Source organism: Janthinobacterium sp. NKUCC06_STL, assembly GCF_019345455.1.
Taxonomy (GTDB): Bacteria; Pseudomonadota; Gammaproteobacteria; order Burkholderiales; family Burkholderiaceae_D; genus Janthinobacterium; species Janthinobacterium rivuli.
The window spans coordinates 869,840-882,670 of the sequence record NZ_JAHKQY010000001.1 but is presented as its reverse complement, the minus strand read 5'-3'; the positions used below and the strand labels follow the sequence as shown (position 1 = coordinate 882,670).

The 12,831-nt window shown below is 61.0% G+C and carries 11 protein-coding genes; 7 read left to right on the top strand and 4 right to left on the bottom strand.

Going from position 1 to position 12,831, the window contains the following annotated elements; translation table 11 throughout:
* Nucleotides 1–28 precede the first annotated feature (28 nt).
* The 4 genes from exbB to KO539_RS03950 are packed head-to-tail and all read left to right on the top strand — an operon-like array spanning nt 29 to nt 4,270.
* Complete coding sequence (gene exbB, locus KO539_RS03965; RefSeq protein WP_219307413.1) at nt 29–775, top strand: tonB-system energizer ExbB; 747 nt, start codon at nt 29–31, stop codon at nt 773–775.
* 3 nt (nt 776–778) lie between these two features.
* Nucleotides 779–1,204, top strand: a complete 426-nt coding sequence (gene exbD, locus KO539_RS03960) for a TonB system transport protein ExbD (protein ID WP_219307412.1) — start codon at nt 779–781, stop codon at nt 1,202–1,204.
* Complete coding sequence (locus tag KO539_RS30565) at nt 1,201–1,980, top strand: TonB family protein (protein WP_219307411.1); 780 nt, start codon at nt 1,201–1,203, stop codon at nt 1,978–1,980. Before exbD ends, KO539_RS30565 begins: the two co-directional genes overlap by 4 nt.
* A 31-nt stretch (nt 1,981–2,011) precedes the next feature.
* Nucleotides 2,012–4,270 (top strand): TonB-dependent receptor domain-containing protein, encoded by a 2,259-nt coding sequence (locus KO539_RS03950; protein ID WP_219307410.1) that lies wholly within the window; start codon nt 2,012–2,014, stop codon nt 4,268–4,270.
* Between the two features lie 52 nt (nt 4,271–4,322).
* Here the strand turns inward: KO539_RS03950 and KO539_RS03945 are convergent, their stop codons facing one another.
* Nucleotides 4,323–4,730, bottom strand: a complete 408-nt coding sequence (locus KO539_RS03945; RefSeq protein WP_034750714.1) for a PRC-barrel domain-containing protein — start codon at nt 4,728–4,730, stop codon at nt 4,323–4,325.
* A gap of 246 nt (nt 4,731–4,976) precedes the next feature.
* On the opposite strand from KO539_RS03945, the gene KO539_RS03940 reads away from it, so the two are divergent.
* The 3 genes from KO539_RS03940 to ftsB all read left to right on the top strand — a co-directional run bounded on the left by KO539_RS03940 (nt 4,977) and on the right by ftsB (nt 8,439).
* Nucleotides 4,977–6,629, top strand: coding sequence for a CTP synthase (locus KO539_RS03940; RefSeq protein WP_219307409.1), 1,653 nt, complete (start codon nt 4,977–4,979; stop codon nt 6,627–6,629).
* Nucleotides 6,630–6,770: 141 nt separating this feature from the next.
* On the top strand, nt 6,771–8,054 hold the full coding sequence (eno, locus tag KO539_RS03935; protein ID WP_034750709.1) for a phosphopyruvate hydratase: 1,284 nt from the start codon (nt 6,771–6,773) through the stop codon (nt 8,052–8,054).
* A 61-nt stretch (nt 8,055–8,115) separates the two neighbouring features.
* The gene (ftsB, locus tag KO539_RS03930; protein WP_035821182.1) at nt 8,116–8,439 is read left to right on the top strand and encodes a cell division protein FtsB; all 324 of its coding nucleotides are present in this window, start codon (nt 8,116–8,118) and stop codon (nt 8,437–8,439) included.
* 264 nt (nt 8,440–8,703) lie between these two features.
* On the opposite strand, the gene KO539_RS03925 is transcribed toward ftsB, so the two are convergent.
* From KO539_RS03925 to KO539_RS03915, 3 genes are all read right to left on the bottom strand, one after another.
* Nucleotides 8,704–8,991 (bottom strand): hypothetical protein, encoded by a 288-nt coding sequence (locus tag KO539_RS03925; RefSeq protein ID WP_099379086.1) that lies wholly within the window; start codon nt 8,989–8,991, stop codon nt 8,704–8,706.
* A gap of 164 nt (nt 8,992–9,155) precedes the next feature.
* A complete protein-coding gene (locus tag KO539_RS03920) occupies nt 9,156–10,274 on the bottom strand; it encodes a glycerophosphodiester phosphodiesterase (RefSeq protein WP_374106366.1) in 1,119 nt (372 codons plus the stop codon).
* A gap of 23 nt (nt 10,275–10,297) precedes the next feature.
* Nucleotides 10,298–12,712: a TonB-dependent receptor gene (locus tag KO539_RS03915; RefSeq protein WP_257626097.1), complete on the bottom strand. Its 2,415-nt coding sequence runs from the start codon at nt 12,710–12,712 to the stop codon at nt 10,298–10,300.
* Nucleotides 12,713–12,831: the final 119 nt, after the last annotated feature.

The window sequence follows — 12,831 nt, the reverse complement described above, 5'->3', positions numbered from 1 at the left end:
GCCATGCCTGTTACCTGTCAAAGTTCTCATGCGTATCTTTTTTCTTAAAGCCGCCAGCTGCGGTGCCGTTCTTTCCCTCTGTCACGCCACCGCGCAAGCGTCCGCCTTGCCGCATGACATGTCGCCGCTGGGCATGTTTTTCGCCGCAGACCAGGTCGTCAAAAGCGTGCTCATCGGCTTGCTGCTCGCCGCGCTGGCTACCTGGGTGGTCTTGCTGGTGAAAGGCGCCAGTTTGCTGCACGCCCGGCGCGAAGCGGCGCAAGCCGTCGCTGTGCTGAAGACGGCGATCTCCTTGCCGGACGCGGCAGCAAAGAGCGGGGCGTCCATGCTGGCGCAGCAGCTGCTCGGCGACGTGCAGCAGGAACTGAAGTTGTCGCACGCCAATGCACCGGCTGCGGCCCTGAAGGAGCGGGTTGGCTTTCGTCAGGAGCAGTGGATCGCGCACAATGTACGCAGCATGACGCAAGGCATCGGCCTGCTGGCCAGCATCGGCGCCGTGGCGCCGTTTGTCGGCCTGTTTGGCACCGTGTGGGGCATCATGAACAGTTTTATCGGCATCGCCGTCAGCCAGAGCACGAATCTGGCGACAGTCGCGCCTGGCATCGCGGAAGCTTTGCTGGCCACCGCCCTGGGCCTGATGGCGGCGATACCCGCCGTTGTCATTTATAACGTACTCAGCCGCGGCATCAACCAGTACAAGGCGCAGCTGCGCGCCGCTTCCGCGCAAGTGCTGTTGATGCTGAGCCGCGACCTCGACACGCGCCAGCAGGCCTGAACCATGGCGTCCCTGTTTCCTTCGTCGGACGACGACACGGCCGATATGCCGGAGTTGAGCGAGATCAATGTCACGCCCTTCATCGACGTGATGCTGGTGCTGTTGATCATTTTCATGGTGGTCTCGCCGCTGGCCACCGTCGACCTGAAAATCGACTTGCCGGCCGCCACGGCCAAGCCCGAACCGCGACCCGAAAAACCGCTGTTCGTTTCCCTGAAAGCCGACCACAGCCTGTACCTGGGGGAGTCGCCCGTGGCGCGCGAGCAGCTGGGCAGCTTGCTCGATGCGCAAACGGGCGGCGACCGCCAGCGCACGCTGTTTTTCCAGGCCGACAAGCAAGCGACATATGAACACGTGCTGGGCGTCATGGACGCGCTGCGCCAGGCCGGCTATCTGAAAGTGGGCCTGGTGGGCCGGGAGGGCGGGTGAATCCGCGTCCGGTATTGAGCTGGGGCATCGCCACGTCGCTGGTGGCGGCCGCCGCGCTGGCGCTGCTGTTGTGGGCCAGCTGGCAACCCGTCACCGTCGTGCCCGCCAACCCGGCGGCCAGCGTGATGCTGGTCTTTGCCGCGCAAGCGATGTCGCCCGAGACACAGGTGGCGCATGCCGTGGGCGCGCGCCAGTCGGCGGCGTCCAGCGCCGCCCGGCCGCCCAAGAGTGCAGTCAGGCAAGAGACGCTACCGGTGCTGGCGCGTGCCGCCGCGCCGGACATCGTCGCCGCGGAAAAAGAGGCGAAGGCGGAAACCAGTCCGTCGCCCGATCCCGGCAAGGATGCCGCGAAGGAAGCGTCACTACCCGCGCAGGCCAGCAGCAGCGCCACACCGGCGCCAAGCCCCATGCGCGGTCCGCAGGCGGCGCCGTTCAACAGCGATATGCCGTCGACCAGTGCGGCGCCGGCCAGCTGGCAAAGCCAGGTGCTCGGCCATCTGGCCCACTTCAAGCGCTATCCGGGCGATGCGCGCCAGCGCAACAAGGCTGGCGCCGCCTGGGTGCGCTTCCAGGTAGACCGCGACGGCAAGCTGCTGGCCAGCGAACTGCTCACCTCGTCGGGCACGGTGCTGCTCGACCGCGAAGCCTTGCAAGTGCTGCAGCGCGCGCAGCCGCTGCCGGCGCCGCCCGCCAGCGTATTGCGACAGGGCACGGTGACGGTCACCTTGCCCGTGTCGTTCAAGCTCGACGTCAGGAACTGCCACGGCGCCAGCTGAATTTTTCAATCACATAAGAAATCGAGGGTGTATGCATATCAAGACAATGACGCAGGCCGTGGGCATCTGCATGGCTTTGCTCGCGCAGCAGGCATGGGCGCAACAGGCGCAAGACAGTGGCAAGGTGGAATTTTCGCCGCTGAATGTATCGGGTGAAACGGTTCCCGTGGAACAGCAGGCGCTGGAAAAACCGGGCGCCGTCAGTGCGCGCGGCGCCGATACGCGCTTGCAGCCCGTGGACCAGATCGTGCGCAGCATGCCGGGCACGTTTACCCAGATCGACCCGGCGCAGGGCGCCGTCAGCGTCAACATCCGCGGCCTGTCGGGCCTGGGGCGCGTGAACATGATGGTCGATGGCGTGAGCCAGAATTACTATGGCAGCGCGCCGTCGTCCGTGTCGCACGGCGGCGTGCCCAGCAGCCAGTTCGGCGCCCTGATCGACCCGAACTTCATCATCGGCGTGGATGTGTCGCGCGGCAATGTCGTCGGCGGCGACGGCGTCAATGCATTGGCTGGCAGCGCCAATTTCCGCACCATCGGCGTCGATGACGTCGTGTTCGCCGGCGAAAAAACGGGGGTGCGCACGAAGATGTCGACCGGCAATAACGGCGTGGGCCGCAGCGCCATGCTGGCCGTGGCCATGAAAAACCCCGCCTTCGATGGTGGCAGCGTGGGCTTCATGGCCGCCACCAGCGCTAGCGTGATCGGCAACAACTACAAGAATGCCAAGGGCGTCAACAGCGAGGAATTCGGTTTCGGCTACAACCGCTATTACAAGCAGAAACCCAAGTCGCAACTGCTGAAGCTGGACCTCAAGTTGAGCGACTTCCACGCGCTGGAATTGTCGGCGCGCGATTACCGCAACACGTTTACGCGCCGCGATATCCAGAGCAATGACTACTACGTGAAATATCACTACACGCCGTTTTCGGAATTGATCGACCTCAATGTGGTAGCCAGCAGCAGTCGCGGCAACCAGAAATACATGCCCGAGGCGCTGACCAATTTCATCAACACGAATGCGGCCAACCGCGCCGACGCCATCGACATCAACAACACCAGCAGTTTCAAACTGGCCGGTGGCGACGCGCTGGTGACCATAGGCGGCAAGCTGATGCGCAATAAATACAGCAAGCACGTGGAAAGCCTCGTCGACGATCCCGACAACCCCGAGGCGAACCAGCAATCGATTGAAAACAATACGTTTGGCCCCGAGGGCGTGCAAAAGATCAGCAGCCTGTATGCGGGCCTGCAATACAACCGTGGGATTGTGCAGGTCAATGCGGGCCTCAACACCACGCACTTTGATTTGACCGGCTACAAGCCTGCCTGCGATCCGCGCGTGCAATGTTTCCCGCAAGGGGCGAGCAATATTGCGCTCAAGGAGCATGGCATCAATCCTTCGCTGCTCGTTTCCGCGCAAGTGACGCCGTGGTTCCAGCCATTCGCCAGCGCCGAGCGCACCATGCGCGGGCCGAATCCGCAGGAAGTGTTTTTCTCGAATGACGGCGGGGCCTCGATGAATCCGTTTTTGAAAGGCGAGCGGGCCAGCACCTATCAGCTGGGTTTCAATTCCAGCCTGCATGGTTTGCTGAGCAAGAATGACGTGCTGAACTTCAAGGCCCTGTATTTCAAGAGCAAGATCGACGGCTATATCACCAGTCAGTCCTTCCTCGTGTGCGACCGCGGCCGCAAGTGCAATATCGCAGAAGTGCTGGCCAACGACTGGCAGAATGTGGATGACTACATGACGAACATGTATATCTACATCAACTCGGCCACGCCCGTGTATTCGCGCGGATGGGAGCTGGAAGCGCAATATCAGCTGGGGCCGGCCTATGCGCGCCTGTCGTACACGCGTGAAACGACGCGCCAGCCCACGTCAATCGCCAGTGCCTGGTTTGGCGCGGCCGACATCAGCGAGCTGCCCAGCGTGTACTACAACCTCGACGTGGGTACGCGATTGCTGGACAACAAGCTGGAAGTGGGCGCCATCCTCAAGCATACGGGCTCGAACCGCCGCCTGTCGCCGGACAATGAAGCCGATGAAGCGACGGGCGAAGTGCTCAAGGCCGACAATCCAAAGATCCCGGCCGTGATCGACTTGTACGCGAGCTGGCAGGTGACAAAAAATCTGTTCCTGCGCCTGTCCGTGCAAAACGCCATGAACAAGGATTTCTCGGAAGCGCTGAACCGTTTGAACTCGATGCCGTCCCAGTCGCAGGACAACACGCCGCTGAGCACGGCGCGGGGCCGGACGTATGTGGCGGGGCTGGAGTACCGTTTCTAGTTTAAAGCTGGGGTCAGACCCGGCGGGTCTGACCCCAAATGAGGCCAACTGTTTAATATTCGCGTGGAGTCGTTCCATAATAGCTATGGATCGACGTCGCCCATGCTTGGTCCGCCATGTTCGGCCAGTTATCCGTATCGAAGCCGGGCGCGTTTTCGATGCGTTCCTTGTCGACGTTGAGGGTGAAGCGCTTGTTGACGGTGTCGAGCAGCAGCGCTTCCCACGGCACGGCGAACAGCTTTTCGCCGATGGTGAAGACACCGCCGTGCGACATGACGGCGTAGGCGATTTTGCCGCTGCGCATGTCGATCATGATTTCCTTGATTTCGCCCAGATGTTCATCCTTGGCGTTGTGCACATGGTCGCCGATCAGGGTGTCGGCGCCCATCAGTTCGGGGCCGGGACCTTTGTGGCCGCGGTTGACATACATGCCGTAGGCGTCGCGTTCTTCGTAGCTCATGATGGACCTCCTGTTGAAAATGCCAGTCTGCCGCCAGGGCGCGGCAGGGTCTGTTCGCTCGCCCACACAAAGTATGGAATTGGAAATATTTCAATTATTGCCAACTTGCAATTTTGTTGTGCGTAGACAGCAGGAGGGGGAGGGATAGTCGGTATTTGCCGCAAATTTCCGCGCGCGGGGAGCGACGCAGGCGGGCTTTAGTGTATAATTTCAATTTCCCGCACGTGCCGTTCGGCACCATCTGCAATGACCAAATTTGTCTTCGTCACTGGTGGCGTTGTGTCTTCCCTTGGAAAAGGGATTGCCGCCGCCTCCCTCGCCGCGATCCTCGAATCGCGCGGCCTTAAAGTCACCATGCTCAAGCTCGACCCGTATATCAACGTCGATCCTGGCACGATGAGCCCTATGCAACACGGTGAAGTATTCGTCACCGATGACGGGGCCGAAACCGACCTCGACCTCGGTCACTACGAGCGCTTCATTTCCACTCGCATGAAAAAGGTGAATAACTTCACCACTGGCCAGATCTATGAATCGGTGATCCGCAAGGAACGCCGGGGCGAATATCTGGGCAAGACCGTGCAGGTGATTCCGCATATCACCAATGAAATCCAGGATTACATCCGCCGTGGCGCCGAAGGCTACGACGTGGCCCTGTGCGAAATCGGCGGCACCGTCGGCGATATCGAATCCTTGCCCTTCCTGGAAGCGGCGCGTCAGCTGAGCCTGCGCGCCGGCCGCAAGAACACGGCTTTCGTCCACCTGACCCTGGTGCCTTACATCGCCTCGGCCGGTGAACTGAAGACCAAGCCGACCCAGCACTCGGTGCAAAAGCTGCGCGAAATCGGCATCATGCCGAATGCGCTGCTGTGCCGCGCCGACCGCGCCATCCCGGAAGACGAACGCGCGAAAATCTCGCTGTTCTCGAATATCGAAGAGCAGGCCGTCATTTCCGTGTGGGACGTCGACACCATCTACAAAGTGCCGCAAATGCTGCACGACCAGGGCCTCGACAAGATCATCTGCGACGCGCTGGACCTCGATCCGGCACCGGCCGACCTGTCGATCTGGAGCAAGCTGATCTACACGATGGAGCACCCGAAGGCGGAAGTGACCGTCGGCATGGTCGGCAAGTATGTCGAGCTGACCGAGTCGTACAAGTCGCTGATCGAAGCGCTGCGCCACGCCGGCATCCACACGGAAAGCCGCGTCAACATCGAGTACATCGATTCGGAAGAAATCGAAACGACCGGTTGCGAGAACCTGGGCAAGTATGATGCCATCCTGGTACCGGGCGGCTTCGGCAAGCGCGGCGTGGAAGGCAAGATCAAGGCGGCCCAGTTCGCCCGTGAAAACAAGATCCCTTACCTGGGCATCTGCCTGGGCATGCAAGTGGCCCTGATCGAATACGCGCGCAACAAGGCAGGCATGCCGAACGCGAATTCGACCGAGTTCGACCTTGATACGGATCAACCTGTCGTTGCACTGATCAATGAGTGGCAAAACCACGATGGTAAAGTCGAGTTGCGCGATGAAAACTCGGACCTGGGCGGTACCATGCGCCTGGGCGCGCAGACCTGCGCCGTCAATCCGGGCACCCTCGCCGCCGAGATCTACGGCAGCGTGGTGACCGAGCGTCACCGTCATCGCTACGAAGCCAATAATCACTACCTGGCCCGTGTCGAAACGGCTGGCCTGATCGTGTCGGCCCGCACGCCGAGCGAAGATTTGTGCGAAATCATGGAATTGCCACGCACGGGTGAAAATTCCCACCCATGGTATATGGGCGTGCAATACCATCCTGAGTTCAAGTCGACGCCACGCACCGGCCATCCGTTGTTTACCTCGTTCATCAAGGCAGCGCTGGCGCACAAAGAAGCCAACGCCGCTGCGCAATAACGCGGTCGATCGCGACAGTATTACCCGTAAGACAGCTCCCGGCCAGATCGTTCCCGCCGGGAGTTTCTTTGCCCCCTTTGTGCAATTGCGCATCAGAACGCAGTGTGCAGCCCCCTGTTAAGCTTAACTTTGGAGAATGACATGAGTGCTATTGTTGATATTATCGGTCGCGAAATCCTGGACTCGCGCGGTAACCCGACCGTCGAATGCGATGTGTTGCTGGAATCGGGCGTGATGGGCCGTGCGGCCGTGCCGTCGGGTGCCTCGACCGGTTCGCGCGAAGCCGTGGAATTGCGCGATGGCGACGCCAAGCGCTACTTCGGCAAGGGCGTGTTGCAAGCATGCGAAAACATCAATACCGAAATCTCCGAAGCCATCATGGGCCTGGACGCCAATGAACAGGCTTTCCTGGACCGTACCCTCATCGACCTGGACGGCACGGAAAACAAATCGCGCCTGGGCGCCAACGCCATCCTGGCCGTCTCGATGGCCGTTGCCAAGGCTGCCGCCGAAGAAGCGGGCTTGCCGCTGTACCGCTATTTCGGCGGTTCGGGCGCCATGCAGATGCCAGTGCCGATGATGAACGTCATCAACGGCGGCGCACACGCCGACAACAACCTGGACATCCAGGAATTCATGATCATTCCCGTGGGCGCGCCATCGTTCAAGGAAGCCGTCCGCTACGGCGCGGAAGTGTTCCACACGCTGAAAAAGATCCTGCACAAGAAGGGCCTGAACACCAACGTGGGCGACGAAGGCGGTTTCGCGCCATCGCTGGCCAACCATGAAGAAGCCATCAAGCTGATCATCCAGGCTATCGAAGAAGCGGGCTACGAGCCAGGCACGCAGATCGCCATCGGCCTCGATTGCGCCGCGTCCGAGTTCTACAAGAACGGCAAGTACGAAATGGAAGGCGAAGGCCTGAGCCTGACCGCTACCGAGTTCACCAACCTGCTGGCGACCTGGTGCGACAAGTACCCGATCATCTCGATCGAAGACGCGATGCATGAAGGCGACTGGGACGGCTGGGCGATTCTGACGGCGGAACTGGGCAAGAAAGTGCAACTGGTCGGCGACGACCTGTATGTCACCAACACCAAGATCCTGAAAGAAGGCATCTCGAAAGGCATCGCCAATTCGATCCTGATCAAGATCAACCAGATCGGCACCCTGACGGAAACCTTCGCCGCCATCGAAATGGCCAAGCGCGCCGGCTACACGGCCGTCATTTCGCACCGCTCGGGCGAAACGGAAGACTCGACCATCGCCGATATCGCCGTTGCCACGAACGCCCTGCAGATCAAGACCGGCTCGATGTCGCGTTCGGACCGCATGGCCAAGTACAACCAGCTGCTGCGTATCGAGGAAGATCTGGGCGACATCGCCAGCTACCCTGGCCGCGATGCGTTCTATAATCTGAAGTAAGCTGATGTAAAACCCACTGGCCGGCCGGAGATATCCGGCCGGTTTGTTAACTGAATACCCCATGCGCCTGATTACGCTCGCCCTGGCAGCCCTGCTGCTGTTGATTCAATTTCCCCTCTGGCTGGGCAAAGGCGGCTGGCTGCGTGTTGCCGACATGGAAGCCCAAGTGGCGGTGGCGAATAAAAAGAATATGGAATTGAAGGCGCGCAACGCCAAGCTCGAATCCGAAGTGCGCGACCTGAAAGATGGGACGGGCGCCGTCGAAGAGCGTGCCCGCTACGAGCTGGGCATGGTCAAACAGAATGAGATTTTCGTGCAGATCGTGCGCAAGGGACAAACCCCGCCACTGCTGGAAACGCCGGTGGACGCCGCTGCGCCACACTAAGATAGTACTACTTCCCGCTTGCCAGCCTGGACCGATTGCCAGGCTGACCTGTCACATGACTACTTTGTTACCTTGTTACCTTCTTACCTTGTACTGCTGCACACGACTGGCCGCATGGCGCGGCGTGCTGCTGCCTTGCTGCTTGCTGATCAGAAACGGGCCTTGCCGGTCGAGATCAGGTAAAAATGGATGCTGGTGACCACGACGGCGACAGCGATCAGTGCGGTTTCGAGAAATATCATATAAAAATCCTTTCAGTGTTTTTTATCCGCGCGACGCCAGGAAGCGCAATTCTGCGGCCAAGTTCGGCATCAGGTTTTCGTAACGGGCCGCTTCCGAGTTCAGCAGGGCGATATCGCGCTTGCTTGGGCGCACATAGCGCTGTTCTTCGACGTTGCTGGTGCTGATGTTCGTGGCGATGACTTCCTTCTGTGCCAGTTCGCTGTACGGCTTGGAAGCGAGCAGGGCGCCCAGGAAAGCGCGCGTGGCGCGGCCCAGGTTGCTGAAGTAGTTGTCGTTGTCGTTGCTGTAGGTGTTGGTAAAAGTGGACATATGCCCTCCATGAATGGTCTGTTGTTGCATTGCACAATAATGGAGTTTGCGATATGCGTCCAATTTCAAATTCCAATTTCAGAAATTCAAGAAACGAATAATAAGGGCGTAGCCATCGGCCACGCCCTGAAAATGAATTTGTTACGAAATGTTTATCCTGCGGTTTATCCTGCGGCGATGCGTCCCAAACCCGGATCGTCGCTGAAAAAGCCGTCGAGTCCCGTCTCGATGTAGCGCCGCATTTCCGCCACGGAACCGGCTTCGTTGCGCGCATTTTCGCCATTGTCGTCGCGGAAGTCAGCCGCCAGGAAACGGTTTTCCGGGCGGAAGGTCCACGTATGCAAGAGCAAGCCCGCCTGGTGCGCATCGTCGACGATGGACGAAGGTTTTGCCAGGCGCTGGTCGGCGCCCAGCGCGATGATTGCTCGCGTGGGCGGCGCCACCACGTCGGCATAGGCGGCGATGTCGCGCAGGCCGGCTGGCGTGATCATTTGCCCGAAGGTCAGCTTGCCGCCTGCCTTGGCCACGTCCATCGGGCGGATATCGCCACCCACCACCAGCTGCATCAGGCGCACGTTGGCGCGCCGTCCCAGTTTCTCGCGCAGGTATTTCAAATTTGCCACTTCGAAGGATTGGATTTCGATCGGCGCGCGGCGCGTGTACTCGTGCGCGAGCAGGGTCGACAGGAAGCGGTCTTCCAGCGCCAGGCCCGCATCGCGGAAGTAGGTCGAGCTTTTCAGCTCCGGCACGAGGCCGATGATGCGTCCGCTGGCGGCTGATTGCGCTGCAACAAAATCGATGATTTCTTCCCAGGTCGGGATCTGGAATTGTCCATCGTACAAGGTGTTGCCGGTGCGTACTTTCGGCAGCCGTTCGATGGCGCGCAGGGTCTTCAGTTCGGCCAGGGTGAAGTCGTCGACGAACCAGCCTTCGTGCCATTCGCCATCGACCATCTTCTTGCCGCGCCGGCTGGCAAACTCGGGCCGGCGCGCCACGTCGGTGGTGTCGATCAGATTGCTTTCGTGGCGCGCCACGAGGATGCCGTCGCGCGTGGCGACCAGGTCCGGCTCGACGTAGTCGGCGCCGTCGAGGATGGCCTTGGCGTAGGACGCCAAGGTATGCTCGGGACGCAGGGCGCTGGCGCCGCGGTGGGCGAATACCAGCGGACGGGCCGGTGGCGCAGCCAGCAGGCCGGCCGCAAAGCCGGGCGCGGCCGCCAGGGCCAGGCCGCCCACGGCCGCCCGGACGAAGCTGCGGCGCGAAAAGTGACGCCGGGGCAGCACAGGGGCGATATGCGGCGTGCGCATCAGAAATCCGCCGTCAAGGTGAGGAAGCCCTGGCGCGGGGCGATCGGGAAGGTGTTGTAGGTCTTGTCGGCCGCGCCGACCACCACGTTCAGCGAGCCTTCGCGGTTGGCCAGGTTGCTGACGTTGACACGCCAGCGCGGGTTTTTCAGCCAGCTGGCCATGGCAGGCAGCTTGCCCGACACGCCCAGGCCCATCAGGAAGTAACTGGGGACCGATAAATCGTTGGTGTATGTCGCGTAGCGTTTGCCCACATAGTCTCCCGTCAGTTGTACTTCGATATCGCCGAACGTCGCGGAAGCAACAAACTTGTTCAGCCATTCCGGCGAGCCGGGCACGTTCTTGCCGGCCGTCAGCACCAGCGCGGCGCCATTGTTGTAATTGTCCGCGTACTGCGAGCGGTTGTACGACAGGGCATTGTAGAACGAGAAATTGTTGCCGAAGTGGACGGTGCCCGCGATATCGATGCCGTCCGTGCGCACGCTGCCCACGTTGGCCAGCACGGGGTTGCCGCCTATGATGGAGGAAATCACAGGGGTTGGGCTGATCTGCAGCAAACGGTTGCTGAAATCGACGTGGTAGACGTTGACCTGGCCATCGATGGCCGTGATGGCGCCCAGGTTCAAGGCGTGGCTGCCGCGCACGCCCACTTCATAGGTGAGGGCCGTTTCCGGCTTGGCATCACGCTTGAACAGGTCGAACGCGGCCTGGCTCGACAAGCTCCATGGCGAGGCGCCGCCACCGCCATAGGTGACGAACTGGCGCATGTTTTTCTGAATGTTGAAATACAGCTGGTCTTGCGGCGTGACATCCCAGCGCGCGCCCACTTGCGGCAAGAACCATTTTTTCGTGTTGATGGTGCCGACCGGCAAGGCCGTCGAACCGCCGGAAATGGCGCCTTTGGCCGGCTGCACGGGGAACTGGCCATCGGCGAATTGCAGGCTGGACTTGAAACCGGCCTGCAGGGCGATATCGGGGCGGATGCGCCATTCATCCTGCAAGTGCAGCTGCACCACCTTGTTGTCGATCTCGCTGCCGTATTGCGTGATCAAAGGATTGCTGGGGCGGTCGTAGGGCGAGGTCGGGTTGTTGACGTCCAGCGCATACCAGCGGCGGTAGGCGGACGAGCGGTTCTGTTCCAGCCACAGGCCCGCTTCCAGCTGGTGTTCGCCGATTTCCTTGCGCAGGGTGGAAAGGAAGCCACCGCGCTTGATGTCATATTCCGTCGTGCGCACGGCGTAGCCCGAGTTGCCGAACACTTGCTTCAAATTCTGTTTCGGGTAGTACACGCTGAACAGGCCCGGCAAGCCGGCCACGCCGATGGGGCCGGCCACCACGCCCGCGCCGTCATCCTTGTGGTAATACACCTGGTTCGACCAGGTCATGCCTTCGGCCAGGTTGGCGTCGAACTTGGCATACGCCAGGTAATCGGTGCGCTGCGCATCGCTGTAGTAATTGCGGTAATTGTTGCCGTCCGCGGCAGGCGTGGCGCCCGTTGGCGACAAATAATTGAGGGCAGCCTTGAAGTCCGGATACAGGAAGGGGCGCGTGTACGGCGCGCTCGTTTCGCCGGCCACGTGCACGGTGCTGTCTTCGTTCGGTTCGATCTTGTCCGAGTAATTGAAGAACAGGGTCAGCTTGCCTGCCTCGCTGCGGTTGACGTATTTGGCGTTGAACTGGTCGCCGCCCTGGCGCGCATCGAAATCCCAGGCGCGCGCTTCGTGGTGCAGGATGGAAAAGTAGGCGCTGCTGCCGTCGCCGAAGGCGCCCGTGTCGTAGCGGGCAAACGTGCGCGAGGTGCGGTGGCTGCCCACGGTCTGCTGCACGCTGGCGCCCTGCGTGGCCAGCGGGTCGCTGGAATAGGTTTCGATGGTGCCGCCCAGGTTGCTGGTCGAGGCCGTGGCCAGGTCGCCCGCGCCCGACGACAGCACGACGCTGCGCACGTTTTCACTGATCACGGCGCGCTGCGGCGACAGGCCGTTGTAGTTGCCGTACTGCTGGTCGCCCAGCGGCACGCCATCCATGGTGTAACCGAGTTGTTGGCCGGAAAAGCCATGCACGAACAGCGACAGGTTTTGCTCGTTGTTGCCCCACGGGTCGGCCGTCTGGAAGCTGACGCCTGGCAGGGTTTGCAGGGCTTTCAGGGGATTCGTGCCGGGCAGGATTTTCTGGATTTCATTCTTGCTCAGGGCGACGGAAGAGCGCGTCTTGCGCGAGGAAATCTCCACGGTGGCCATCGGAGTATTGTCGTCGGCAGCCGGGGCGGCCGCTGCGGCCATGTCGGTAGTGGCCGAGGCCACGGCGGCGGCGACGGCCGTTTGCGCCAGGGCAGGCAAACTCAAGCCTGCGGCGCAAGCGCCCAGCAACACGTGGAAGGAATGGCGGCGCAGGGCCAGCGTCAAGTGGGTGGTCATCATCAGCCTGTGGAAAGTGGGGAGTAATACAAGCTGCGCAGCGTAACGGCGGCGCGTGACGGGCTGATGACGAACTGATGACGGAACGATGACAGTGGAAACAATTGCGCCGCCTCAAGGGC